Below are 25,039 nucleotides of genomic sequence, written 5' to 3'. Positions count from 1 at the left end.
AGCGGGGGTGGGCACGGTGGGGGCATGACTTCTTCTGGTTCTGATGCCGGGTCCGGTTCCGGTTCCGCCAATGCCGGTGCCGGTGCCGGTGCCGAAGCCGGCGCGCAGGTGCGGACCATCGCGTTCGTGGCGTATCCCGGGATGACGTTGCTCGACTTGGTGGGGCCGCTGCAGGTGCTGGCGGCGTTGCCGCGGCTGGGGTTGCCGTACGAGGTCGTGGTGGTGGCGGCCGAGGCCGGGCCGATGGGGACGGATGCGGCGCTGCGCGTCCATCCCGACCGGACGTTCGCCGAAGTCCCGTCCCCCGACGTGCTGGTGGTGCCCGGCGGCGAGGAGCCGACGTTGGCGGCACTGACCGACGCCGAGCTGATCGGCTACGTGCGCCGGGCGGCGGCGACGGCATCGCTCACGGCGTCGGTGTGCACGGGTGCGCTGCTGCTCGGCGAGGCCGGGCTGCTGGCGGGGCGCAAGGCCACGACGCACTGGGTGTTCCGTGACCGGCTGCCGGCGTTCGGTGCGACGCCGGTCGCGGAGCGGTGGGTGGCGGACGGTCCGGTGGTGACCGCGGCCGGGGTGTCGGCGGGCATCGACATGGCGCTGCACCTCGTCGAGCGCGAGGCCGGGGCGGCGGTCGCCCGGCAGGTGCAGTTGTTCCTCGAGTACGACCCGCAGCCGCCGCAGGGACCGGTGGACTGGGCCGCGGTGGACGTCGACGCGTACCGTCCGTTCGCCGAGGCGCAGATCCGGGCGGCGTTGGCGGGGGCTCCGGAGGTGATGGGGAAACTGCTGGGCGCCGCCTGACGGCGGTCGCGGTCGATCTCATGTGATCGCCATATTCGAGCAGCCGACGGTCGTATCCCGGCGTCCGCATCCCGGGATACGCCATCGCATGGGCGAGAATGATCGGCATGCAACTTCGCATCTTCACCGAACCCCAGCAAGGCGCGAGCTACGACACCCTCCTGACGGTCGCGAAGGCCGCCGAAGACCTCGGCTACGACGCGTTCTTCCGGTCCGACCACTACCTGCGCATGGGCGACGCGGACGGGCTTCCCGGTCCGACCGACGCGTGGATCACGCTGGCCGGGCTGGCCCGCGAGACCAAGCGGATCCGGCTCGGCACGCTGATGACCGCGGCGACGTTCCGGCTGCCGGGCGTCCTCGCGATCCAGGTCGCGCAGGTGGACGCGATGTCCGGCGGCCGGGTGGAACTGGGGCTCGGGGCGGGCTGGTACGCGGAAGAGCACAACGCGTACGGCATCCCGTTCCCGAAGGAGAAGTTCGCCCGGCTCGAAGAGCAGCTGGAGATCGTCACCGGACTTTGGGACACGCCGGTCGGCAAGACGTTCGACCACGCGGGCACTTACTACACGCTTACCGATTCCCCCGCGCTGCCCAAGCCCGTGCAGCACCCGCATCCGCCGGTGCTCGTGGGCGGCCACGGCCGGACCCGGACGCCCGCCCTCGCGGCCCGGTTCGCCGACGAGTTCAACACACCGTTCTCGACCCTCGACGAAGCCGAACGCGAATTCGGCTGGGTCCGCGAGGCCATGCGTACCGCCGGACGCGCCGAGGACAGCATGGTGTTCTCGAACGCGCTGGTCGCCTGCGTCGGCCGCACCGACGGCGAGGTCGCCCGCCGCGCCGCCGCCATCAAGCGCGAGCCCGACGAACTGCGCAGCAACGGCCTCGCGGGCAGTCCGGCCGAGGTCGTCGACAAGATCGGCCGCTTCGCGGAACTCGGGTCGACGCGGATCTACCTGCAGATCCTCGACTTGTCCGACCTGGACCACCTGGAACTGATCGCGTCGGAGGTCATGCCGCAGGTGGCGTGAGGCGTCTTCGGGTCCCGGGGGCGCACCTGTCGCCCCCGGGACGGGCCTTGCGCCGGCTGCTCGGGGTCGGAAACGGGTCTGGGGGCCGTCGACGCGTCAGGCCGCCCCGGTCAGCGTCTTCTCGAATGCCGGCAGGTGGAACCGCGCCCCGTCCGAGCCGGTCTCCACGACGTCGGGCAGGGCCGTGTAGCCCGTCGCGAGATAGAGCGCTTTCGCTTCCGGTTGGCGGGGGCCGGTGGTCAGCGTGACCTTGGTGTAGCCGCGTTCGCGTGCGGTGCGTTCGAGTTCGTCGAGGACGCGGCGGGCCAGGCCGCGGCGCCGGTGCGCGGAGTGGGTCCAGATGCGCTTGAGTTCGGCGGTGTCTGCGTCGTAGCGGCGGAAAGCGCCGCCGGCGACGGCTTCGCCGTCTTCGAACACCAGGAGGAAGGCCCCGTCCGGAGGATCGAACTCGTGAGCGGGGAAGCGCCGCATTTCCTCGCCGGCGAGCGGTCCGTAGCGCGTGCCGTACTCGTCCGCGAGTTCGCGGAGCAGCGGTTCCGCCGACGGGTGGGTGATCGCCAGGTGGCGCACCTCGAACACCGGTACGGAGGTGGGGTCGAGCGCGTCGGGCGGTATCCGGCTCAGGGTCATGCGGCGGCTCCCGGGGTGGGTGACGGCGTCAGTTGATCATCCGGTGTACCGCAACGTCCACCGGGTTCCGTTCATTTCGCGGGTCAGCCGGTGGAGTGGGAATCGTCCGAATCGCGCAGCCCCACGAAGTCCGCCATGCGTTCGACCGCTTCGGCGAAGAACGCGTCGGCGGGATCCATGCTGCCGACGAGCTGCCCGAACAGTTCGAAACTGATCATGCCGAAGAGCTGCGTCCACGCCACGACGGCCCGGGTCATCGCCGCGGGCGGCACGTCGAGCCCGGTCAGCTCGGCCACCGCCCGTGCCTGCGCGGCGAGTTCGGGAGCGAGATCGAGGTCCGGGACGGCGAGCCTCCGGTTCTCGTGCGCGTCGCGGACCACGGTCAGCAGCGCGATCGGAATACGGCTCGCTGACGCGACGGTGTCGGTCGGGGCCTGGTAGCCCGGGACGGGGGTGCCGTACACGAGCCCGAACTCGTGCGGGTGACTGCGCGCCCAGTCGCGGGCCGCGTTGGCGACGGCGCGCCAGCGACCGCGCTCGTCGGCGGCGGGGATACCGGCCACGGCGGCATCCGCGGCGTCGGCGATGCCCTCGTACGCGTCGATGATCAGCTGGGTGAGCAGGTCGTCGCGGCTCGGGAAGTAGCGGTAGAGCGCCGACGACACCATGCCCAGCTCGCGCGCGACCGCCCGCAGCGAGAGCCGTTGGGCCCCTTCGACGGCGAGCTGACGTCGTGCGGCCTCCTTGATCTCACGGGTCAATTCGGCGCGGGCCCGGTCGCGGGCGGTTCGGGAGGCGTTCATGAGGCCATCCTGACAGTTTCGAGAACGCCGGACAATTACGAGAGCGCTGCTCTTGCTTTGGCGAGGCGAATGCGTGCATGCTGTTCTCAGACGAGAGCAGCGCTCTCGGAAGGCGCGACCGGACCGGCCATAGAGGGCCGGCCGGCGCCGACGAAGAGGAGAAGGACGATGCGCGAGCAGACGGCGACGACCAAGCGGGACGCGATGAGCGAGCGGGGCGAGATGACGACGGGCGGGCGTGACGGCGGGTTGGCGGCCGGAGAGGTTGCGGAAGCCGCGGGGACGGGCGCTGCCGACACGGGTGTTGCGGCCGTGGGCGGCGTGGTTGCGGGCGGCGCGGCTGGGGGCGACACGACCGCCGGCAACGGCGCTGCGTCCACCGCCCCCGCCACCGGCTCCCCCACCCCCCGCTACCTCCGCCCCGGCCGTCCCACCCTCGTGTTCAACACGGTGATGGCGTGGCTGACCCGGCGAGGCGTGAGCGTCCGCGGCAGCCGGGTCCTCGCGGTGCGCGGCCGTACGTCGGGCGAGTGGCGGACCACGCCGGTCAACCCGCTGACGCACGGGGACGAGCTGTACCTCGTCGCACCGCGCGGCGTCACGCAGTGGGTGCGGAACCTGCGCGCGGCCGGCGGCGGCGAGCTGCGCCTGGGCAAGCGCGCGGAGGCGTTCACGTACGTGGAGCTGCCCGACGACGAGAAGCCCGACCTGCTCCGTGCCTACCTGCGCAACTGGAAAATGGAGGTCGGCGCGTTCTTCGACGGCGTCGGCCCGGACGCCTCCGACGAGGAACTGCGGCGGATCGCCCCGGGCTACCCGGTGTTCCGCGTCGTGCTCGCCGACGCGAGCTGAGCCGGAAATCGGCGGGGCACGCCACCCGCCGCCGCAGCACTGCGCCGCAGCGCGCATCCGGGACGGAGGGCGGCCCGCGGAACGTCCCGGCGCTAGAACGGCGGGCGCAGCGCGCCGTTCTCCTTCTTGATCAAGATGTTGCCTGCCGCCCTCACGAGGAGGTCCGCAAGCGAAGGGTGCGTCACGACAGCCCAACGGGGGAGATCCGTCGGATCCACAGGGCCGCCCAGGGTGAACGGGCCGTGGCCGGTCAGGGTGACGACGGTGCCGTCCTCCCGGACGCCCAGGTACAGACCCCCGCGTGAATCTCCGTCCCAGACGTCGAGCGGCCAGCCGTGCCCCACGACCGTCGTGACGGTCTTGCCGCTCCAGCGCTTCTGCCGGTAGCCCCTGATCGGCACCGGAGCCACCCCGTGATTGCGGCAGAAGCCCACGAACTCCAGGCCCTCGGGCGTCGGCGTGGCCGCGCGTGCCTGGCGCGCCTCGGCAGCCGTCGCCGCGGCGGCGTTCTTGTTCCGCTGTTCATCCGCCAACCTGCGGGCAGCGTCTTCGAGGCTCACGGCCGCACGCTACCGCATCAGCCCCAGGCCTCGGCGTGGTCGCGATGTGCGGGATTGCCCTGCGTCAAGGCCGGACGAGACACGGGTTCCATGAGCGGCGGGATGGCGCCCGGGAACCTCGTCGCGTGGCCGCCCAAGCCGGTCGACCGCTCAATCCTCGGGAAACGCCTCGACCCCCGCCGGCGCCTCCTCCGCCTGCCGGGGCGCCAGCTCCGTCTGGTAGATCACCGTGTCCAGCCACCGTCCGAACTTGAAGCCGACCTCCGTCAGCCGTCCCGCCTCCGTGAAGCCGAAGGACTTGTGGAGCCGGACCGAGGAATCGTCGTCCCCGTCGGCGATGACCGCCAGGACCCGCCGAATCCCGGCGTCGGCGCATAGCGGCAGCAGTGTGGACAGCAGCGTGCGCCCGATGCCCTTCCCCTTGTGGTCGGGCGACAGGTAGATGGTGTCCTCGACGGTGTGCCGGTAGGCCGGCTTGGGACGCCACGGTCCGGCGTAGGCGAAGCCGACCACCTGCCAGTCGTCCTCCGCGACCAGGAACGGCAGTCCGCGTGCGCCCAAGTCGTCGGCCTTTGCCGCCCACATGTCCACGCCGGGTGCCACCTCGTCGAAGGTGGCGACGCTATTGGCCACGTAGTGGGCGTAGATCGCGGTGACGGCCTCGAGGTCGTCGTAGTGGACCGGCCGGATGCGGACGGACTCGGCGGACATGACACTCCTTTGGTTCCGGCCCGCCACGTGCGCGGGCCGCGGGGAAAATCCTGCCTTGCCTACCGGGATGACTCACCGGGAGGTCATGGCCTGGTACGCGGACCGCAGCCAATCGGCCGAAATCCGTCCGCGAATGGCGCGCGGCAGCGGGGCAAAACGGGCGCACGCCGGATCGGGCACGCCCGGCGGTTCGTCGGGCGCAAGCGGTACCGGGCCCCCGCCCCAGAAGTCGGCGAGGGACAGGTCGCCCGTCTCCTCGTCACCCGGGAGTCCGCTCATGCCGCCTCCTCGTCGCGCAGCGCCACCAGTTCCCGCAGCGCCTCGGCCGACAAGCCGGTCAGCCACCCGCTCCCCGAGCCGTCCGACCCGCCGTCACCGATCACCGCATCTGCCAGTACCCGCTTGCCCGCGATCAGCGTGTCGACATGTTCCTCCACCGTCCCCGCGCATACGAACTTTCTTACCTGTACGGCCTGTTGCTGGCCGATCCGGTGTGCCCGATCGGTGGCTTGGTCCTCCACCGCCGGGTTCCACCAGCGGTCGATGTGGATGACCTGCGTCGCGGCGGTCAGGTTGAGGCCAGTGCCGCCCGCCTTGAGTGAAAGGACGAACACCCTTGGCCCGTCCGGGTCTTGGAAGCGGTCCACGAGCTGCACCCGCTGTCGGCCGCTCACTCCGCCGTGCAGGAAGAGCACTTCGGTGTCGAGTCGTTCGGCGACGTGTGCGGCGATCAGGCGTCCGAACGCCGCGTACTGGGTGAAGACGAGGGTCTTGTCGCCCTCCGCGATCGCTTCCTCCAGTGTGTCGACGAGCCGTTCGACCTTGCCGGAACGCCCGGCAATGCGCGTCAGGCCGTCCGGCTCCTTGAGGAACTGCGCCGGGTGGTTGCAGATCTGCTTGAGCTTGCCGAGCGTCGCCAGCATCAGGCCCTGGCGCTCGATCGCCGGGGTGTTCGCCATGCGGTGCAGCATGTCGCCCACGACCGCCTGGTACAGCCCGGCCTGTTCCGGCGTGAGCGTGCACCGGACGGTGATCTCCTGCTTGTCCGGCAGGTCCCGCGCGATCGCCGGGTCGGTCTTGCGCCGCCGCAGCAGGAACGGAGCGGTGACGCGGCGCAGCGCGGCGAGGGCGCGTTCGCTGCCGTTGCGTTCGATGGCGATGGCGTAGCGGGCTTTGAAGTCCTCGGCGCTGCCGAACAGCCCGGGGTTGGCGAAGTCGAGGACGGAGTGGAGTTCGGCCAGCCGGTTCTCCATCGGCGTGCCGGTGAGCGCGATCCGGTGCCGGGCGCGCAGCGAACGGATCGCCTGGGACTGGCGGGTGGCGATGTTCTTGATGTGCTGGGCCTCGTCGGCCACGATCCGGTCCCAGGCGACGGTACGCAGGGCGTCGATGTCCCGATGCGCGGTCTCGTACGTGGTGATCACGACGTCGGCCGACCGCAGCGCATGTGTGTCGTCGGCACGCGTGGCGCCGTGGTGCACGTGCACCCGCAGGCCGGGTGTGAACCGCCGGGTCTCGCGGAGCCAGTTGCCGACGAGGGACATGGGGCAGACGACGAGAGTCCGGCGTCCCCCCTCGGAAGCGGCGGCATCGCCGGCTTCGGCGGCTTCGGACGCCACCAAAGCCAACGTCTGGACGGTCTTCCCCAGCCCCATGTCGTCGGCCAGCACCGCCCCGAGCCCGAGCCGGGACAGGAACGCCAGCCACGCCACGCCGTCCCGCTGATACGGGCGCAGCTCCGCGGCGAACCCGGGCGGTTCGGCGGCGGACCCGGACGGTTCCGCCGCAATCCCCGCCGGCCTCCCCCCGCTTTCCGCACCTTGCCCGCAGAACGCCTCCGCCCCCGCCAGCAGCTCGCCCAGCCACGCGTCGGCGTCGATCCCGAAGACCGGCAGCCCGGCCACGCTCGCGCCGGGGTCCACGGCCATGCGCACGACTTCGCCGACGCCCATGGTTCCGGTGCGTTCGCGGTCGAGGAACTTCAGTGCGGCGGTGATGGCTTCCCGGTCGGCTTCCATCCACTGGCCGCGGAAGCGCACGAGCGGCTGTTTGGCGGCCGCGAGTTCGCGCAGTTCCTCGTCGGTGAGCGGCTGGTCGCCGAGGGCCGCACGCCAGCCGAAGTCGACCACCGCGTCGCGGTCGAGGATGCTGCCGCCGGTGACGACGCCGGGTGTGGTCGTCCGCGCGGACAGCATGAGCCCCAGGCGGGGCGGCCGCCGCCACCACGCGGGCAGCAGGACGCCGAACCCGGCGTCGGCCAGGGCGGGCGCGGCTTCGCGCAGGAATTCCAGGGCGCCGGCCCGGTCGAGGGGGACGGACGCGGGGCGGGCGTGCGTGCGGGTTTCGGCGAGCGCGGGCCAGATGCGGGCGGCGCGTTCGAGGTCGGTGCGGAGGGCTTCCTGCGGACGGTGCTGCTTGCGTTCGAAGGCGTCGAGGACCGGTCCGGCGGTCCACACGGTTCGGGCGTCGACGATGAGTGAGGGCTCGTCGGGTGCTTGGACGAGGATGTCCAGGCGCCAGTTGTCGTCGGTGGGGCGGCCGAGGAGGTCGGCCGGGTCGGGGCCGAGCGGTTCGACGAGGCGGAAGCAGGTGCGGAGGGGGCGTACCGTCCCGATTTCGGTGGCGTGCCAGGCCGCGACGGCGTCGGCGAGGGACGCGGCCGCGTCGGGGGCGAGCGCGAACCGTCCGGAGGGGGCGGCGAGCGCGGCCAGCCACTGCTCGCCGGGTACGGCGGCCCGCGGGACGACCCGTCGGGAGTCCGGCGAACCGAACCGGTGAATGGTGCCCTCGCCGTCGAGCACGGCGCGGACTTCCCGGTCCACCAAGGCGTCCAGCAGATCCGCGAGCATCGCCGTCGGCGTAGGCGGCCGACCGGCGTCTTCCGCCCGGCACACGGGCGGGCACGCCGCGGCGAGGTCGCGCATCAGCTCGTGCTCGTCGTCGTTCGGTGCGGGAGACCACCGCGCGTAGGCCGCGACTTCCGACCGGTGGTCGGCAGCGGCCTCCCCCACAGCCCCCCGGGAGGACGCCGCTCCGTCGGCCCGTACCCCCGGCAGCACATGCCCGCGCCCGACCATCCGCCATGCCAGGTCGTGTACGGCCGTAAGCCACCGCAGCGACGCCCCGTACGGGACATCGACGGCGCCGATGCCCTCCAGTTCGGTGCGCAGCGCCGCGTGCCGGGGTTCGAACAACGCGCCGAGGAGTTGCGCCGCCTGATCGGCGTCGAACACCAGTGCGGGAACCGTCCAGGACGCGAACGCCAGGTCGGGTCGCGGCCCGCGCACCGGCGGTCCGGGAAGTTCCGGCGACGGCTGCGGCAGCGTCCCGCCGAACGTCGGCAGCCGCAGTACCGCGGCCCCGGTATCGGCCTGGGCGACAAGCCACGCGAGGCCGGACCCGACACCGGCGAGCAGTCCGGTGAGGACCGGAACGCCGCACACGTACGGGTGCACGGCTGCCGTCCCGGACATGCCGGATGCCCCGGCGGGGTTGGTGACCGGGGCATCGGCTGCGCGGGCGGCCGCCGAGGCGGCCGGATCGAACGGGGGAACCGAGCGGGACAGCGGTGCGGTATCGGGCTCGTCCGTCGGCCGGGCGTCTTCGCCCCAGACCGCGAGTGTCCGGTCCGCGCGCCAGAGCGCGTGCAGAACGAACACGTGGAGCCCTCTCGTCGTACGTCAAACCATGCCGGTACGACAAGCAGCCTACGCATGCCTCCGGACAACGCCGGAAACCACGGGGGCGCCTTCGGACCAGTCGGCGGCCTCGGGCGTCGGCGCGGGAACCGCTGCCCCCGCGGCCTCCGCCGCGGAGGCGGCGTTCTCGTCTCCCGCCGCCGCGGCCGCCTCCCCGCGCCGCCGCGTCAACGCGATCCCGCCCAGCACGATCGCGATGCCGACGGCCATCCGCGCCCCGAACGGTTCGTCGAGCGCCAGGGCGCCGAGGAGCACCGAGACCGGCGGCATCAGGTACGTGACCGTCGACGCGACCGCGGGCCCGTCGTCGACGAGCAGCCGGTAGTTGAGCCACACCGCGACGCCCGTCCCGAGAACCCCGAGGACGGCGACGGCCGCGAAGGCATCGGCACGCGGCGTGACCGCGATGCCGCCGGAGGAGCCGAACACACCGGAGAAGGGCAGGACGACCGCCAGCATCGCCGCCGCGGCGGCGAGCTGCGCCCCGCACATCGCCACCGGGTCGAGGCCGCGGCCGGCGACGAAGCGGTCGATGTACATGTAGCTGACGGCGTAGCTGAACGCCGCCACGACGATCAGCGCCGCGCCCGTGCCGAAGGCTCCGCCGCTCTGCCAGGGCGCGAGGATCAGCAGGACGCCGCCGAAGCCGAGGAACAGGCCGAAGACCTGTGCGGCGCCGAGCCGGGTCCCGGTGCCGACGAGGACGGCGAGCAGCATGGTCCACAACGGCGTCGTCGCATTGACCACGCCGGCGACGCTGCTGTCCACGTGCTGCTCGCCGAACGCGAACAGGGCGTAGGGCAGGGCGTTTTGGAAGAACGCCGCGGCCGTGAGGTGGCCCCAGGTGCCGATTCCGCGGGGTAGCGGCACTCTGCGGGCCCGGGTGAAGGCGAGCAGGACGAGTGCCCCGAGGGTCACGCGCACCAGGGCCACTTCGATCGGTGAGAAGCCCCGCAGGGCGATCTTGATCCACAGGAAGCTGGATCCCCAGATGGCGCCGAGCAGCACGAGCCGCGAGATGCTCCCCCACCGCTTGCCGCCGCCCCGCCCTCCGGTCATCCGTCCGGTGGTCTGCCCGGTGATCTGCCCGCTCATCCGCCCGCCCCTCCGCCGTGTCGTCCCGACCCCGGGGGCGGCGCTGCTGCGCCGCCCGCTCGGGATTCAGGCTCCCGCGCGGAGACTGTTTACGTCCATCGAATGATTCCGACGCATACCCTTAAGCATTCGCTAATCATTCGCCATGCTCGGCGGAAACGTCGCCGACCGCCCGCCGACTACTCGACGACCAGCTCGACCGGGATGTTGCCGCGCGTCGCGTTCGAGTACGGGCAGACCTGGTGCGTCGCCTCGACGAGCGCGGTCCGCTGCTCCGCGGTCAGCGCGTCGGGCAGTTCGACGCGCAGCACGACCTGGAGGCCGAACCCGCCCTCGCCGTTGGCGACCAGGCCGACCTCGGCGGTGACGGACGCGTCCGCGGCGTCGACCTTCTGACGCTTGGCGACGAGCTGCATGGCGCTGGCGAAGCAGGCGGCGTAACCGGCCGCGAAGAGCTGCTCGGGGTTGGTGCCGACGCCGGTTCCGCCGAGCTCCTTCTGCATACCGAGGGTCACGTCCAGCTGGCCGTCGGAGCTGACCGCGCGGGCGTCGCGGCCGGAGGAGGTGGCGATGGCGGTGTAGATCGGAGCCATGAGGCGTCCTTCCGAAAGGTCGAAATGGGCAGGTCACATACGTGGTTCAGGAGAACGGACAGACAGGTCTGTTCGCCTCACGGGACAGCACTCTAGACAGACCTGTCTGCTAATCTCAACCCCATGAGCCCCGCAACCGCCGCCTCCTCCGCCGCGGCGGCCGAAGCCGCCGCCGACCGCCGGGCGGCCAGTCCGGCGCGCCGCCGGGTACTGGAGACCGCGAGCGCGCTGTTCTACGCCGAGGGCGTGCACGCGGTGGGCATCGACCGGATCATCGCGGAGGCCAAGGTCGCGAAGGCGACCTTCTACCACCACTTCCCGGCCAAGGACGCGCTCGTCGACGCGTACGTCGCCGAGCAGTTCCGCTTCCAGCGCGAGATCGCGGAAGCGTTCCTCGCCGAGCCCGGCGACGGCGACCCCCGCGCCGCACTGGTGCGCGTCTTCACCTACATGACGGAAGCCGGCGCGGACCCGGCGTTCCGCGGCTGCCCGTTCGTCAACGTCGCGGCGGAGTACCCGGACCCGGAGCACCCGGTACGCCGCACCATCGCCGAGCACCGCGCCTGGTTCCTCGACCTCATGCGCCGGCTGCTCGCCGCCGCGGACGACCCGGCGCCGGACCGCACCGCGGGCATCCTGCTGCTGCTCCGCGACGGCCTGACGGTGCGCTGCTACCTGGACGACGCGTCGGATCTCCGACCGGTCCTCGAAGACGCCCTGGAGCGGGTGCTGGGCGTCGCGCCGGAGAGCTGATCACGCGAGCGCCCGGCCGGGTCGCGCCGATCGCACGGACTTGGCCCGGTTCGCGAACTCTCGTGTCCCTCACCGCTGTTAGGGTCCATTCGCGACCCTGGTGACCACGGGAAGGCAGCACCCGCATGCGCGCAGATCCGACCCGGTACAACTACGCGCGCGCCGCTCGCGGCGACGACCTCAAACCGCCCGAGTCCACCGTCGAACTGCACTTGCGTTCACTGACCGGCGTATCCGCGGGGCCGATTCCCGACTCCGCGCTGGACGCTCTCGAAGGCTTCTGGCTCCACCTGTCCGGGCCCACCGACTTCGCCGGGTTGTCGCGGGTACGCAACCTCGAGTGGCTGGCGATCGCCTCGGTGGCCGAGTTCGACGTGGCCGGGCTGGCCGCCGCGCTGCGGAACGCGACACGGCTGCGGAGTCTGAACATCGAGGCCCCGATCGAGGACATCCGCGCGCTCGGCGCGCTCACCGGGTTGGACCGGCTGGACCTCAGCCGCACGCGAGTGACCGATGTACGCCCCCTCGCCCGGTTGGGCGCGTTGCGCGACCTCTCGGTCACCGACGGCCCGCTGGCGGACCTGAGCCCCTTGGCGGACCTGCGCCTCGACAGGCTGTTCGTCTACCGCACCCGCGTGGCCGACCTGGACGCGCTGGCCGGCATGCCCACACTGCAGGTGCTGGGCCTCGGCGGATGCCCGGTCCGGGACCTGTCCGTGGTCACCACGCTGCCCGCCCTCCACCACGTGAACCTGCGCGGCACCCCGATCACCGAAGCCCGCAAAGGCCGCGAAGCCCTCGGCGGACTCGCCGACCGCCACCCCTATGTGACGTTCGACGGCATACCCGACGCCGACGCAGAACCCGCACGGGCCACCCCGAGCGGCGACTCCCGCCCCACCGACGAGATCCTCGCCGAGTTCCGCACGACCGACAGCTTCACCCGCAGGCACGAGTTGATGCCGGTGCTGGTCGCCCGCCGCGACGCCGCCGTGATGGAGGAGGTGATCCGGACGCAGACCCATGTCCCCTGGTCGGTCCGCGGCATGCTGCTGGAAGGCGGCGTCGGAGACGTGCCGTTCCCCGCGAATCCGTGGGGCGTGCCGCCCGACGCGGATCTCGACCAGGCGCTGTCCCACATCTGGCACCCGGTCGCGCATCTGGCACCGCGGTACTCCGTGCTGCTCCGCCGGCACACCGTCGGGCTCGTCCTCATGGCCGACGCGGACGGAAACTCCGCACTGACGTATCTGACCGTCGTCACCGAGGACCAGTACGCGTCCTCCGAACCTTCGGCGTGGGACGTCGGCGGCCCGCGGATGCGCCTGGACGCGGTCGCCGAGCCCGCCGGCGGCCTCGTCCTCCAGTTCCCGCGGGGAACAGCACCGCGTGCCGTGGACCCGCACGAGGTGCTCCCCCTGCTCGGCGGGCCCGTACCCGCCCCGCTCCGGGCGCTCTGGGCCGTCCACCACCAGCTGGGATGCATCGGCGGAGACCTGTCCGGCGACGTCCTGGGCTTCGTCGACGACGACTGGGACGAGGGGCTGGAACGCACGGGCGGAACGCCGCCGGACCGCCTCGTCCGATCCGTCGGCGAAGGCGACTTCGTGTCGTACGTCCTCGACCTGGACATCCTGGACGCCGCCGGTCACCCGACGGTCGCGTGCTGGGCCTGGAAGGACTGGGGCCTCGACGGCCACCGGCAGTTCTGGGACTGGCTCGACTCGGTCGGCGTGACGCTGGCGTTGAAGGAGTGGTAGCCCCCGGCAACGGCCGCGCCACGCCGTCCCGGCCGACGCACAGCCGCTCGGCCCGTTCTCAGCCCCGCGGCGCCACCCCGAGCGCCTCGGCGAACGCCCGCAGTTCGCGGGGCTTGTCGGGTCCGACCGGCTGGTAGGCGAGTTCGGTGACGCCGTTCTTCTCCATGTCCGCGACGCGGGCGCGGACCTGGTCGGCGGTGCCGGTCAGGGTGAGCTGCGGGGCGAGGTCGCGGGACTGCTCCCAGATGAGCCGGTCGTGGCGGTTGAGGCCGACGAGGTGGCCGTCGTGGACGGACAGGTGCCGGGCGTCCTCGGGGGCGAGTTCGACGGACTCGCGCCAGATCTGCCCGCCCGGGAAGCCGTCGACGCCGGCCCCGGCGCGCTCGTAGACGGCGTGGTAGATGACCGCGACCGCGGCACCCGCGGCCTCGCGGACCCGCTCGGAGCCCATGTCCTCGCCCTCGTCCAGCACCGTGCCGAACTGCAGCGTCGCGCGCCACGGGAACGCGCCCGCCTTCTGCACGGAACCCACCGAGAAGACGCCGTCCGCGAGTCGTTCCGCGGCGGCGAGGCCCTTGGGGCCTTCGGCGCCGAGCAGGATCGGAACGTCCTCGACCGGCCGCGCCGCGCCGTGGCCGGGCGGCTGGAGCATGCGCAGCGCCTTGCCCTCCCACAGGATTTCCTCGCCGCGGAGCAGCGCCCGGACGGCGGCGACGTACGGTTCGACCTGCGCCCACGGCATCGGCCGCTGCCCCAGCATCATGCGGCCGGTGAAGCCCGCGCCGAGCGTCACCGCGACGCGCCCGGGCGCGAGTTCGGCGAGGTGCGCGATGGCGGCGGCGTTGACCATCGGATGCCGCAGGCTCGGCACCAGGACGGCGGGGCCGAGGCCGATCGTGCCGGTGCGCTCGGCGGCCAGGGCGAGGGTCATCCACACGTCGCCGTAGAGCACCGGGGAGTCGTAGCACCATGCGCGGGCGTAGCCGAGGCGTTCGGCTTCGGCGATGAGGGCGGGGGCTTCGGCCGACGGCGGCAGGGCGCAGGAGATTTCCATGGCGGGGACCCTAGTGATCCGCGCCAGGGAAGAGAACCCGGAAAGAGAACAGGTTCTCGTACGCGGCCGCCGACGCCGCGCCGCCCCTGCCGCCACTTGCAGCCCTCCGCCGCTCCCCTGTCCCTCCCCTGTCCCTCCCCGGCCCCGCGGCCATCCGAGCGAACCTCCGCCATCCCGCACAAGCCCGACATCCCGCCAAACAAAGGACCGTTCGCGGCTTTCCCCGATGTGACGCGGGGCACGTATTCAGGTGACGTGAAGTCACCGTCGGTATGGTCGTCGCGGCTTCTGCGGCTGGCCAACATCAGGGCTGGTCAGCCGATCAGGACACCTCATCTGCGGACGCCCCTTAGCGGAGGGAGCCCTCGTGTCCCAGCCCGTTCAGCCCCCAGTACCACCCGGTGGCACCGCGCCGGTCGAGGCCGACCTGCTGATCGTCGGCGCCGGTCCTACCGGCTTGTATGCGGCGTACTACGCCGGCTTCCGCGGCCTGAAGGTCGCGGTCCTGGATTCGCTTCCGGAGATCGGCGGGCAGATCTCCGCGATGTATCCGGAAAAGATGATCTACGACGTGGCCGGGTTCCCCGCCGTCAAGGGTCAGGACTTGGTCGACGCGCTCGGTGAACAGGCGGCCCAGTTCGATCCGTTGTACCTGCTCGGGCATCGCGCCGAGCGGCTCGACCACGGCGACGACGCGGTCACCGTCACCTGCGACACGGGACTGACCGTGCGCACCAAGGTGGTGCTGATCAGCGGCGGTATCGGGACGTTCAGTCCGCGCCCGCTGCCCGCGGCCGACGTGTTCACCGGCGAGGGCATCCGGTACTTCGTCCCGAAGCTGGCCGAACTCGAAGGCCTCGACGTGCTGATCGTCGGCGGCGGCGACTCGGCGTTCGACTGGGCGATGAGCCTGGAGCCGCTCGCGAAGTCGGTGACGCTCGTGCACCGGCGCGACAAGTTCCGGGCGCACGAGCACAGCGTGCGCAAGGTGATGGAGTCGAGCGTCGAGGTCATCACGTCCGCCGAGGTGGCCGCGCTGCACGGCAACGGGCGGGTCGAGTCGGCGGACATCGTCGCCAAGCTGGACGGCGCGGCCCGCACGATTCCCGCGCAGGCGGTCGTCGCCGCGCTCGGGTTCGTGGCCGACCTCGGGCCGATGAGCACGTGGGGGCTGGAGCAGCGCAAGCGGCACATCCTCGTGGACTCGACGATGCGCACCAACCTGCCGCGCGTGTTCGCGGCGGGCGACATCGCCGACTACGACGGCAAGGTCAAGCTGATCGCCACCGGCTTCGGCGAGGCGGCGACGGCGGTCAACAACGCGATGACGGTGATCGACCCGTCGGCGAAGGTGTTCCCGGGCCACTCGTCGGACTCGGGGTGACACGGGGGCGGGGGCGTCCCGGTGGCCCGGACTCCCCCGCCTTCACTCCCCGCCTTCACTCCCCCGCCGCCCGCCACGCGCTCCTCGCCCGTCGACTGGGCCTTCGGGCTCAGTGCCGGCGCAACGCCGACACGCGATCCACCATCCCGAGCGGGCCGCGCCGGTAGCGGCGGGGCGGCAGTGATGCCTCGGACGTCATCGCCGTTCCGACGTCCATCGCTCCTACGCCGCGCCCCGCGCTGCGGGCTTTGAGCCGCTTCGCCAGCACCCCGATCACCGCCGGAAGCAGCATTTCGGCGAGCGTGATCGACACGCGCACCGGAAGCCCGGTGCGTTTCGCGATCCGGCGGGCGGCCGGCCCGGCCGCCTTGCGGACGACCAGGGCCAGGATTCCGCCCTTGATCCCGGCCAGCGCGGTGCGGGGCTTCTTCCCCGCGGCGGGACCGGCGACCGGCATCGCCTCGTTGATCGCCCCCGCGACCCGGGTGGCTTCCGCACGGTTGCGGTCCACGTCGGAGACGAGTGCGGAGACGACCGGGACCACGGACTCGCGCGCGATCCGGCGCGCGACGGTCTCGTCGACGCCGAGCAGGGCGGCGATCCGGCGGATGCTGTCGTTGCCGAGCCGCTTGACCACGTCGTCAGCGAAGGAACGGGCGTGCATGAGACCTCTCCTTTCGCCGTTTCGCCGGCCTCTCCAGGATGCCAAACTTGGACGAAACGGTAGTTGAGTCGCTGGGCGGCCGCATGCGCGTTGCCGTGCGTCACCGGTGATGACTCGGAGGTGGCTCGGGGGCTCGGGGTGACTCGGGACAGCTTGGTGTGACTCGGGGTGACTCGGGCGGCTCGGAGCAGTTCGGGAGTACGACATGACCGACGGCACCCCCCGCGTCGGGATCTACCTCGGCACGGCCGCGATCCCCGCCGTCGACGCCTTCGCCTCATGGCTGGGCCGGGGACAACTCGACGCCACCGACTACACCGACCCCGCCGACGCCGAATCCGACCAGGCGGACGCGAACGGGGCGGCATGGACGCCGGTCATGAGCGACCGGTGGGGCGGCTGGGCCGCCGCCGCGCCCGACGCCGACAACCGGCGCTTCATCCTCGGCCTCCCCCTGACGCCCAAGCCGGACGGCTCGCTCGCCGAGGTCGCCGCCGGTCTCCACGACGGGCTGTTCGACGCCACCGCCGCCGCCCTCGTCGCGCACGGCCTGACCGACACGGTCGTCCGGCTGGGCTACGAGCCGAACAATCCGGGGATCGGGCCATGGCACGGCACCACCGACCCGGCGGTGTACCGCGCGGCGTTCCGGCGCGCGGTATTTGTGCTGCGGTCCGTCACAGGCGGCCGGTTCACCGTCGAACTCGACCAAGCCGTCGGACCGGCAGGCGCGGCGACGTCGTTCGACGTGCTCTATCCCGGCGACGACGTGGTCGACATCGTCGGCCTCAACATCTACGACGTGTGGTGGGGCACCACCGCCTCCCCCGCCGAACGCTGGACGTACATCCACGACCGCCCCATGGGCATCGCCGACTTCCTCGCGTTCGCAGGCCACCTCGGCAAGCCGCTCGCCTTCCCCGAGTGGGGCCTGTACCGCCCCGGCGACCCCTACCACGGGGGCGGCGACAACCCGGACTTCATCACGCGCATGGCCGACCTGTTCACCTCGTCGAACGCGGTCTTCCAGTCCTACTTCGCCGCGGACTGGGGCGGGGGCACCCTCGACGACTTCCCGACGGGGAAGGCCGCCTATCGCGCGGCGTTCGGCGCCGCGGGGGGTTGACGGCCACCCGTACCGAGTCAACACGTTTTGCCCCATGGGAAGTTGACGCCCTGACAGAATTGTCGCGCCGCCGCCCGCCGCGACGTTTCCCCGTCGCGGCGTGTCGTACGCGGCGGGGGATTGGGGGGCACGACGATGACGGAGCAGACCATCGGTGGCGCGGGCGGGACCCCGCCGGACCGTCCCGCAAGTGACGAGGAACTGAAGCCGGCTCTCGCCGTGGTGCTCAAGGGCCAGGCGAACGCCGCCGTACAGAAGTGGAAGGACGACGCCAACGCCCTGGTCGAGCAGCAGCTCGCGCACATCGCCGACCCGGAGCGCCGGGCGGTGTGGAAGGCCCAGATGGTCGCCCTGATCGACGACCTGGCAGTGAAGATGTTCGACGACCTGAAGGACTTCTTCGCCTCGTCGGTCCAGGAGGCCTACGACGAACTGGTCATCGTCGAGCACAGCGACATCATGTACGTCGACGTCACCCGCGCCAAGATGCCGTCCGCCACCCGGCAGCGGCTGGGCTCGTTCACTTCGTCGACCAAGCTGATGAAGGACCTGGACGCCGCCCGGCCGGGCGCCGCGACCAAGCTGGCGGCACTCGCCCAGCAGTCCACGGACGTCGAGGCGCACCGGACGCACACGCTGGCGAGCTGCGACGCCGCGCTCACCCAACTCACCGCGACGGTCACCGACGCAAATACCGCCGTGGAGTACATCGCGACGCTCCAGCTCACCGAAATCCTGGCGCCGCTCACCGCCCCGCTGCTCAAGCACCGGGCCACCGCCGAGCCGCTGCTCCAGATCAGCATCGTCCAGCTCGGCCGACAGATCGACACCCGGCTCAAGGCGTCCTTCACGTGCACCGCGGCCGAGCAGAAGCAGGCGATCACCGACATCTGCACCGCCGCGTCGACCAACCTGGTCAACGCGCAGCTGAACCTGAGCGGCGGCATCACCCTGGTGCGCCCCGAGGTCGTCGACCGGTTCGCCTGCCTGTCGGGCATGGGCAAGCCGGCCCTGTCCATGTGCAAGTCGATGGTCGCGTTCTACGGCAAGCCGTGGCTGGTGTGCATCGCCGGGCTGGAGCCGGAGGAGATCGGGCAGGTGCTCACGCACTGTCAGAACACCACGATCCTTCCCGCGCTCAAGAAGAAGGTCCCGGCGAATTCGACGGCGCTCCAGCTGTCCAAAGCCGTCGGCATCCTCGCCTGGAGCGGCGAGGACTGGACCACCGTGTGCGCCGCCATCAACAAACTCGGCTACACGGAGATCCAGCTCCCGGCGACGGTCACCGCGGTGACCTGGATCCCGATCAACGAGTCGTGGGTCCCGCGCGCATTCTGCACCGCGAGCATGGAGACCGACCTGGCCTGCCTGAAGCACATGAAGGAAGAGACCGGGACGAAGCCCTCGCCGCCCTCGCCGAACAAGCTCACCCTGTACTTCACCGAACTGTCGAACGCCTGCGTCCTGGCCTGCACGCAGTGGCGGCAGGCCGGGAAGCCGCCGACCATCCAGGTCCAAATCCAGGTGCCCCAGGGCGTGGCCACCTGGAACATCCACGTCCGCAACCTGTACGGGAAGCCCCAGGTCTTCCACGTGGACAGCGGTTACGCCAAGTCACCGTGGGTCAAGCGCCCGAACTGACCCGCCGAGGGCCGGATCCGTTTCCGGATCCGGCCCTCTCGCGCCTTTTTCGATGACGCGTGGGGCGGGGCTTATCAGCGATACCGGTGTGATTTCTGCTCGTTGCACACGGGATCCCGGCCACGTACGTTGCTTCGGACCCGGAACACGCCCGACGAAATTGGACTGGTTCATGCCCAGACGTCTGCGCCTCTCAACCATGGCCGTTGCCGCGTTCGCCGCCGCAGCGGTTTTTACATGCGCACCGCAGGCTCAGGCCGGACACAAGCCGAAGGCGGCGCCGACGCCCGCGGCCACACCCACCGCCACACCCACCGCCACACCCACCGCTACACCCACGCCCACCACCACGGCCACGGCGCAGCCGGTCGCGTTCACACCCGGACACCTCGGCGTCTATTCCGGCACCGGATCCACCGGCGGCGCGGCCGCGGTCGGCACGTTCGCTTCCTGGCTCGGATCGCCGGTGCCGGTCGCAACCGACTACATCGACCCGTTCGGCACCTACTACCCGACGCAGCTCGGCGCGTGGAAGGACACCGGCCGACGCCTCGCCCTCGGCCTGCCGCTCGTTCCCGGCGGCGGGAACTTCGCCGCGGTCGTGTCCGGCACGTACGACTCGGCGTGGAAGGGCGTCGCCGCGAAGCTCGTTGCGAACGGGCTCGCCGACACGGTGGTGCGGGTCGGCTACGAGGGCAACAACTGCGGCATCGGACCGTGGCAGGCGTGCGACGACCCGGCCGGTTACGCGGCCGCGTTCCGGCACGTCGTCGATGTGATGCGGACCGTCCCCGGCCAGCACTTCACGTTCGATTTCGACTCGGCCACCGGATTCCCGACCGGGCGGAAGCTCACCGGCTACGCCGACTACTACCCCGGCGACGCCTGGGTGGACGTCATCGGCCAGAACTTCTACGACGTCTGGTGGGGCCACCAGACGGCGACGCCGCAGGACCGCTGGTCGAACCTGGTCAACCAGCCCGGCGGACTCGCCGCGCACAAGGCCTTCGCCGCGGCGCACGGAAAGCCGGTCGCGTTCGACGAGTGGGGCCTGTACGCGCACAACGGCGACTCCTACGCCGGCGGCGGGGACAACCCGTACTTCATCGACAAGGCCGCCGCCTGGTTCAACGCGTCCGGGCCGCTCTTCCAGTCGTATTTCGACCAGGACTGGGGCGGCGCCACACTCGACGCTTTCCCGAACGGCAAAGCCGAATACCGGGTCAAGTTCGGAAGCCTGTGATTCCGAAGCCCTGAAGCCGCTTCCGGGCGGTGCCGCCGATTTGCTGCGGCACCGCCCTTGGCATTTCTCCGTCACCTATACCCGCACCAGATAGGGTGCGGGCTTTCGGATCACATGTTGATCATGTGCCCCGCCAGCCCGTGGACGGCCTCCTTGACCGCCTCGCCGAGCGTCGGGTGCGCGTGCACGTTCCGGGCGATCTCGTGCACGGTCAGGTCCCACTGCTGCGCCAGGGTCAGTTCCGGCAGGAGTTCGGTGACCTCGGGGCCGATCAGGTGGGCGCCCAGCAGTTCGCCGTACTTCGCGTCGCTGAGGATCTTGACGAAGCCGACGGCGTCGCCGAGCCCGTGGGCCTTCGCGTTGGCGGTGAACGGGAACTTGGCGACCTTGACGTCGTAGCCCTGCTCGCGGGCCTGGGCCTCGGTCAGGCCAAAGCTGGCGATCTGCGGCTGGCAGTACGTCGCGCGCGGGACCATCACGTACTCGACGGGCATGGTCTCCGCGCCGCCGATCGTCTCGGACGCCACCACGCCCATCGCCTCGGCGGTGTGCGCGAGCATGAGCTTCGCCGTCACGTCGCCGATCGCGAAGATGTGCGGCACGTTGGTGCGGCAGTACGCGTCGATGTCGATCGCGCCGCGCTCGGTGAGGGCGACGCCGGTGTTCTCCAGCCCGTAGCCCGACACCCGCGGCTGGAAGCCGATCGCCTGGAGGACCTGCTCGGCTTCGAGGACCTGCGTCCGGCCCTCCTTGTCGGCGACGGTCACCCGCACGCCGGCCCCGGTCTCCTCGATCGACTGCACGCCCGTCGACGTCATCACGGTGATGCCGAGCTTGCGGTAGCGGCGGGCGAGTTCCGCGGAGACGTCCTCGTCCTCGAGCGGCACCATGCGGTCGAGGAACTCGACGACGGTGACCGCCACGCCGAAACTGTTCATCACGTACGCGAACTCGACGCCGATCGCGCCCGCGCCCACGATGACGATGCCGGCCGGCAGCTTGTCCGCGAGGATCTGCTCCTCGTACGTCCGCACCCGGTCCGACAACTGCGTGCCCGGCAGCAGCCGGGTCGTCGCGCCGACCGCGATGATGCAGTTGTCGAACGTGACCGTCGACGACCCGCCGTCCGCCTCGGCGACCCGGAGGGTGTGGTCGTCGAGGAACGTGCCGCGGCCGTTGTACTGCGTGATCGCGTTCTTCTTCATCAGGTAGTGGACGCCCTTGACGCGGCCGTCCGCGACCCGCCGGCTGCGCGTGAACGCCTCGCCGTAGTTGAGGTTGACGGGCCCCTCGATCTCGATGCCGAAGCCCTTGGCCTCGTGCGTGACGATGTGCGCCAGTTCGGCACTGCGCAGCAGCGCCTTGGAGGGGATACAGCCGACGTTGAGGCAGACGCCTCCCCAGTACTTCTCCTCCACGATCGCGGTGCGCAGCCCGAGCTGCGTCGCGCGGATCGCGGCGACGTAGCCGCCCGGGCCCGCTCCCAGGACCACCACGTCGTAATGTCCGTCGGCCATGCCTTTCCCCTCTCGAACGCGACTGCGGTGCAGTCGTACGGTGCGGTCGTACAGCGGTGCTGCGGGCGGGCCGCGGTCGGCGACCGCGTGCTCGCCCTGGTTCGACGGTCCTATCCCAACATCACGCGCGGGTGCGTGCGACGCCGGGTCCGGGCCGGTGTGCGCTCGGCAACCGAAGACGCCCGGAAGCCGACCGGTCAGCGTGGGAGCCGCCGCCACAGCGGTCTGGGCATCATGCGCATGCCCGCGAATACCGGGCGCAGTGCCGCGGGCACCCAGACCTCGCCCTTGCCGCGCAGGAGGGCTTTGACGGTCGCGTCGGCGACCTGGTCGGGCGTGCTGGACAGAGGTGCCGGGGTCATGCCCTCGGTCATGCGGCCGACGACGAAGCCGGGACGCACCAGCAGCAAATGGACGCCGCTGCCGGCGAGGGCGTCGGCGAGTCCGCTCGCGAAGCCGTCGAGCCCGGCCTTGGCGGAGCCGTAGACGTAGTTGGCGCGGCGGACCCGGACGCCGGCGACCGACGAGAAGACCACGAGCCGCCCGTGGCCTTGCTCCCGGAGCAGGGCGGCCAGCCGGGTGAGGATGCCGACGTGCGCGACATAGTCGGTGTGCACGATCGCGAGCGCGTGGTCGGCGTCGGCTTCGGCGAGCGCCTGGTCGCCGAGGATGCCGAAGGCGGTGACGACCACGTCGAGGGGGCCGTACGCGGCGGCGATCCGGTCGAGGAAGACGGCGTGCCCGGCGGTGTCGTCGGCATCGAACTCCTCGCGCGCCACGTCGGTGGCGCCCGCGGCGCGGAGCGCGGCCTCTTCGGCGTCGAGTTCGGCGCTGCGCCGCGCGGCGAGGACGATGCGGCGGGCGCCGCGGCGGGCGAGCCGTTCGGCGACGGCGACGCCGATCTCGCTGCGGCCGCCGAGGACGAGCACCGTCCCCGGGTGCGAGCCGGGCGGAGGGGGCACAGGACGCGAAGAGGGCGAATCATGCACGGACGGTGACGGACTACCGGTGGGAGCGGAGTTCACAGGCGACAGTCTGCCGGATGCCCCCGGCGCCCCGCTGACGGGGCGTCACGCGCCGCCGCGGGGGTCTGACTGTGCGTCATCCGAACGGTCGTCGGATCGCGGCCGTGTGCCGCGCGCCTGATGGCGCGAACGGGCGGCCGAACGCAAGGTAGACGCATGATCGTCGCGCGAGGACTGACCAAGAAGTACGGCGACAAAACGGCCGTCGACCATGTCGACTTCGCCGTCCCGGCGGGTACCGTGACCGGCTTCCTGGGGCCGAACGGGGCGGGCAAGTCGACGACGATGCGGATGATCCTCGGGCTGGACCGGCCGACGTCGGGCACGGTGACCGTCAACGGGCGGCAGTACGCGGGCTTGTCGGCACCGCTGCGCGAGGTCGGTGCGCTGCTCGACGCGAAGGCGATGCACGGCGGCCGGACGGCGTACAACCACCTGCTGTGGATGGCCGCGTCGAACCGGCTGCCGCGCCGCCGGGTGGACGAGGTGATCGACATGGTCGGGCTGCGGGAGGTCGCGCGGAAGCCGGCCCGGGGCTTCTCCCTGGGCATGGGGCAGCGGCTGGGGATCGCGGCGGCGCTGCTGGGCGACCCCGGGGTGCTGATGTTCGACGAGCCGGTCAACGGGCTCGACCCCGAGGGCATCCTGTGGATCCGCACGCTGATGAAGCAGCTCGCCGCGGAAGGCCGGACGGTGTTCGTTTCCAGCCACCTGATGAGCGAGATGGCCGTGACCGCCGACCATCTGGTGGTGATCGGCCGCGGCCGCATCCTCGCGGACACCGACATGCGGTCGTTCATCGACCAGAACTCCACGAACTACGTGCGGGTGCGCTCTCCGCAGCAGGACCGGCTGGAGACCGTCCTGCGCGAGTTCGGCTGGGAGGTCGCGGCGCTGCCGGACGGGGCGCTGCGGGTCGACGGGCCGGACACCGCGCGGGTCGGCGACGCGGCCGGCCAGGCGGGTTTGTGGCTGCACGAGCTGACGCTGGTGCAGTCGTCCCTGGAGGAGGCGTTCATGCGGTTGACGGCGGAGAGCGTCGAGTACCACGCGGGGGTGCCGGGCGTCCACACTCCCGCGCATCCGCCGCACGACGGCGACGGGGAAGAAGCGGCGCCGGCCCCCGGGCAGCCGGCGCAGGTGCCGCAGGAGACGCAGGCGCCGCCGGGGTGGGGTCCGCCGCGGCGGGCGGGCGACGCCGGGCGCGGGCAGGGGGACGTGCGATGACAACCGAGGTACTGCTGCCGGAGGGTGACGCGCAGCCGGAGGGCCGGATCGGGTTCGGGGCGTTCCTGAACGCCGAGTGGATCAAGATCCGTACGGTGCGGTCGACCTTCTGGACGCTGGTCGCGCTGGCCGTGGTGAGCATCGGCCTGACCGTCTTGTTCTGCGCGCTGTCCGCGAATTCGATCGCGAACGGTTCGGAGCGGGACACCCACCCGGACGAGCTGATCTCCGTCGGCGTGGTGTTCGGGCAGGTCGCGGCGCTGGTGCTGGGTGTCTTGGTGATGTCGTCGGAGTATGCGACGGGGATGATCCGGGCGACGCTGACGGCGATGCCGCGGCGGACGACGGTGCTGATCGCCAAGGCGCTGGTGCTCGCGGCGATGCTGTTCGTGATCGGCACGATCGTTGCGTTCCTCGGCTACTTCGCGGGCAACGCGTTCCTGGACGCGAAGGACATCGGGGTCCCGCTGAGCCAGGACGGCGTCGTGCGCGCGCTGATCGGCAACGGCCTGTACCTGGCGGTGCTGGGACTGTTCGGGTTCGCGCTGGCGCTGCTGATGCGGCACACCGCGGGCGCGATCACCGTCGGCCTCGGGATGATCTTCGTGATCGGGTCGCTGGTCGGGCTGCTGCCCGGCAAGTGGGGCGACTGGGTGGCGAAGCTGATGCCGGGCAACGCGGGGTCCCAGGTGACGGTCGCGCACCAGTACCACGGCGACCAGTTGGGGCCGTGGACCGGTTTCGGGGTGTTCTGCGCGGAGATCGCGGTGCTGCTGATCCTGGGCTGGATGCGGTTCACCCGCAAGGACGCGTGAGCGACGCTGAGCCGGACGGGTGAGGGGGTGTCGCTCGTCCGGGTGCCGGCCCG

23 protein-coding genes are annotated in these 25,039 nt (G+C 71.5%); 11 read left to right on the top strand and 12 right to left on the bottom strand.

Features of this window, described 5'->3' with window-relative positions; genetic code table 11:
• Positions 1 to 24 precede the first annotated feature (24 nt).
• Together ABEA93_RS16120 and ABEA93_RS16115 are read left to right on the top strand one after the other, a co-directional pair.
• Positions 25 to 801 (top strand): DJ-1/PfpI family protein, encoded by a 777-nt coding sequence (locus tag ABEA93_RS16120; RefSeq protein WP_345676231.1) that lies wholly within the window; start codon positions 25 to 27, stop codon positions 799 to 801.
• A 107-nt stretch (positions 802 to 908) separates the two neighbouring features.
• Entirely contained in the window at positions 909 to 1,835 is a 927-nt protein-coding gene (locus tag ABEA93_RS16115) for an LLM class F420-dependent oxidoreductase (protein ID WP_345676230.1), read from the top strand.
• A 96-nt stretch (positions 1,836 to 1,931) separates the two neighbouring features.
• Here ABEA93_RS16115 and ABEA93_RS16110 read toward each other — a convergent pair whose 3' ends face one another.
• Complete coding sequence (locus ABEA93_RS16110; protein WP_345676229.1) at positions 1,932 to 2,465, bottom strand: GNAT family N-acetyltransferase; 534 nt, start codon at positions 2,463 to 2,465, stop codon at positions 1,932 to 1,934.
• 83 nt (positions 2,466 to 2,548) lie between these two features.
• On the bottom strand, positions 2,549 to 3,268 hold the full coding sequence (locus ABEA93_RS16105) for a TetR/AcrR family transcriptional regulator (protein ID WP_345676228.1): 720 nt from the start codon (positions 3,266 to 3,268) through the stop codon (positions 2,549 to 2,551).
• Between the two features lie 453 nt (positions 3,269 to 3,721).
• Between ABEA93_RS16105 and ABEA93_RS16100 the strand changes: the two genes are divergently transcribed.
• On the top strand, positions 3,722 to 4,120 hold the full coding sequence (locus tag ABEA93_RS16100) for a nitroreductase family deazaflavin-dependent oxidoreductase (RefSeq protein ID WP_345676325.1): 399 nt from the start codon (positions 3,722 to 3,724) through the stop codon (positions 4,118 to 4,120).
• Between the two features lie 92 nt (positions 4,121 to 4,212).
• Here ABEA93_RS16100 and ABEA93_RS16095 read toward each other — a convergent pair whose 3' ends face one another.
• The 6 genes from ABEA93_RS16095 to ABEA93_RS16070 all read right to left on the bottom strand — a co-directional run bounded on the left by ABEA93_RS16095 (position 4,213) and on the right by ABEA93_RS16070 (position 10,777).
• The gene (locus tag ABEA93_RS16095; protein ID WP_345676227.1) at positions 4,213 to 4,680 is read right to left on the bottom strand and encodes a hypothetical protein; all 468 of its coding nucleotides are present in this window, start codon (positions 4,678 to 4,680) and stop codon (positions 4,213 to 4,215) included.
• A gap of 150 nt (positions 4,681 to 4,830) precedes the next feature.
• Entirely contained in the window at positions 4,831 to 5,391 is a 561-nt protein-coding gene (locus tag ABEA93_RS16090) for a GNAT family N-acetyltransferase (RefSeq protein ID WP_345676226.1), read from the bottom strand.
• A gap of 72 nt (positions 5,392 to 5,463) precedes the next feature.
• Positions 5,464 to 5,670 (bottom strand): hypothetical protein, encoded by a 207-nt coding sequence (locus ABEA93_RS16085; RefSeq protein WP_345676225.1) that lies wholly within the window; start codon positions 5,668 to 5,670, stop codon positions 5,464 to 5,466.
• Entirely contained in the window at positions 5,667 to 9,050 is a 3,384-nt protein-coding gene (locus ABEA93_RS16080; RefSeq protein ID WP_345676224.1) for a DEAD/DEAH box helicase, read from the bottom strand. The genes ABEA93_RS16085 and ABEA93_RS16080 overlap by 4 nt, the downstream gene beginning before the upstream one ends.
• A gap of 48 nt (positions 9,051 to 9,098) precedes the next feature.
• Positions 9,099 to 10,184 carry a DMT family transporter gene (locus ABEA93_RS16075; RefSeq protein WP_345676223.1) on the bottom strand — a complete coding sequence of 362 codons (1,086 nt, stop codon included), beginning with the start codon at positions 10,182 to 10,184 and terminating at the stop codon, positions 9,099 to 9,101.
• Between the two features lie 179 nt (positions 10,185 to 10,363).
• Positions 10,364 to 10,777 (bottom strand): organic hydroperoxide resistance protein, encoded by a 414-nt coding sequence (locus ABEA93_RS16070; protein ID WP_345676222.1) that lies wholly within the window; start codon positions 10,775 to 10,777, stop codon positions 10,364 to 10,366.
• A 123-nt stretch (positions 10,778 to 10,900) separates the two neighbouring features.
• Between ABEA93_RS16070 and ABEA93_RS16065 the strand changes: the two genes are divergently transcribed.
• Complete coding sequence (locus ABEA93_RS16065) at positions 10,901 to 11,530, top strand: TetR/AcrR family transcriptional regulator (RefSeq protein ID WP_345676221.1); 630 nt, start codon at positions 10,901 to 10,903, stop codon at positions 11,528 to 11,530.
• A 125-nt stretch (positions 11,531 to 11,655) separates the two neighbouring features.
• A complete protein-coding gene (locus tag ABEA93_RS16060; RefSeq protein WP_345676220.1) occupies positions 11,656 to 13,290 on the top strand; it encodes a leucine-rich repeat domain-containing protein in 1,635 nt (544 codons plus the stop codon).
• Positions 13,291 to 13,348: 58 nt separating this feature from the next.
• Here ABEA93_RS16060 and ABEA93_RS16055 read toward each other — a convergent pair whose 3' ends face one another.
• Complete coding sequence (locus tag ABEA93_RS16055; protein WP_345676219.1) at positions 13,349 to 14,344, bottom strand: LLM class flavin-dependent oxidoreductase; 996 nt, start codon at positions 14,342 to 14,344, stop codon at positions 13,349 to 13,351.
• Between the two features lie 367 nt (positions 14,345 to 14,711).
• Between ABEA93_RS16055 and ABEA93_RS16050 the strand changes: the two genes are divergently transcribed.
• Positions 14,712 to 15,728: an NAD(P)/FAD-dependent oxidoreductase gene (locus ABEA93_RS16050; RefSeq protein ID WP_345676218.1), complete on the top strand. Its 1,017-nt coding sequence runs from the start codon at positions 14,712 to 14,714 to the stop codon at positions 15,726 to 15,728.
• Between the two features lie 109 nt (positions 15,729 to 15,837).
• On the opposite strand, the gene ABEA93_RS16045 is transcribed toward ABEA93_RS16050, so the two are convergent.
• Positions 15,838 to 16,392 carry a hypothetical protein gene (locus ABEA93_RS16045; protein WP_345676217.1) on the bottom strand — a complete coding sequence of 185 codons (555 nt, stop codon included), beginning with the start codon at positions 16,390 to 16,392 and terminating at the stop codon, positions 15,838 to 15,840.
• A 205-nt stretch (positions 16,393 to 16,597) separates the two neighbouring features.
• Between ABEA93_RS16045 and ABEA93_RS16040 the strand changes: the two genes are divergently transcribed.
• The 3 genes from ABEA93_RS16040 (at position 16,598) to ABEA93_RS16030 (ending at position 20,402) form a co-directional block, all read left to right on the top strand.
• Positions 16,598 to 17,518 carry a glycoside hydrolase family 26 protein gene (locus tag ABEA93_RS16040; RefSeq protein WP_345676216.1) on the top strand — a complete coding sequence of 307 codons (921 nt, stop codon included), beginning with the start codon at positions 16,598 to 16,600 and terminating at the stop codon, positions 17,516 to 17,518.
• Between the two features lie 135 nt (positions 17,519 to 17,653).
• Positions 17,654 to 19,159 (top strand): hypothetical protein, encoded by a 1,506-nt coding sequence (locus tag ABEA93_RS16035; protein WP_345676215.1) that lies wholly within the window; start codon positions 17,654 to 17,656, stop codon positions 19,157 to 19,159.
• A 199-nt stretch (positions 19,160 to 19,358) separates the two neighbouring features.
• Positions 19,359 to 20,402 carry a glycoside hydrolase family 26 protein gene (locus tag ABEA93_RS16030; protein ID WP_345676214.1) on the top strand — a complete coding sequence of 348 codons (1,044 nt, stop codon included), beginning with the start codon at positions 19,359 to 19,361 and terminating at the stop codon, positions 20,400 to 20,402.
• Between the two features lie 110 nt (positions 20,403 to 20,512).
• Here ABEA93_RS16030 and lpdA read toward each other — a convergent pair whose 3' ends face one another.
• Together lpdA and dprE2 are read right to left on the bottom strand one after the other, a co-directional pair.
• The gene (gene lpdA, locus ABEA93_RS16025; protein WP_345676213.1) at positions 20,513 to 21,919 is read right to left on the bottom strand and encodes a dihydrolipoyl dehydrogenase; all 1,407 of its coding nucleotides are present in this window, start codon (positions 21,917 to 21,919) and stop codon (positions 20,513 to 20,515) included.
• Between the two features lie 197 nt (positions 21,920 to 22,116).
• Positions 22,117 to 22,881 carry a decaprenylphospho-beta-D-erythro-pentofuranosid-2-ulose 2-reductase gene (gene dprE2, locus ABEA93_RS16020; protein ID WP_345676212.1) on the bottom strand — a complete coding sequence of 255 codons (765 nt, stop codon included), beginning with the start codon at positions 22,879 to 22,881 and terminating at the stop codon, positions 22,117 to 22,119.
• 219 nt (positions 22,882 to 23,100) lie between these two features.
• Between dprE2 and ABEA93_RS16015 the strand changes: the two genes are divergently transcribed.
• Positions 23,101 to 24,171: an ABC transporter ATP-binding protein gene (locus ABEA93_RS16015; protein ID WP_345676211.1), complete on the top strand. Its 1,071-nt coding sequence runs from the start codon at positions 23,101 to 23,103 to the stop codon at positions 24,169 to 24,171.
• Positions 24,168 to 24,986 carry an ABC transporter permease subunit gene (locus ABEA93_RS16010; protein WP_345676210.1) on the top strand — a complete coding sequence of 273 codons (819 nt, stop codon included), beginning with the start codon at positions 24,168 to 24,170 and terminating at the stop codon, positions 24,984 to 24,986. Before ABEA93_RS16015 ends, ABEA93_RS16010 begins: the two co-directional genes overlap by 4 nt.
• Positions 24,987 to 25,039 lie beyond the last annotated feature (53 nt).

Origin of the sequence: Yinghuangia aomiensis, assembly GCF_039542225.1 — a bacterium.
Classification (GTDB): domain Bacteria; phylum Actinomycetota; class Actinomycetes; order Streptomycetales; family Streptomycetaceae; genus Yinghuangia; species Yinghuangia aomiensis.
This window is presented reverse-complemented; position numbering and strand designations above follow the sequence as displayed.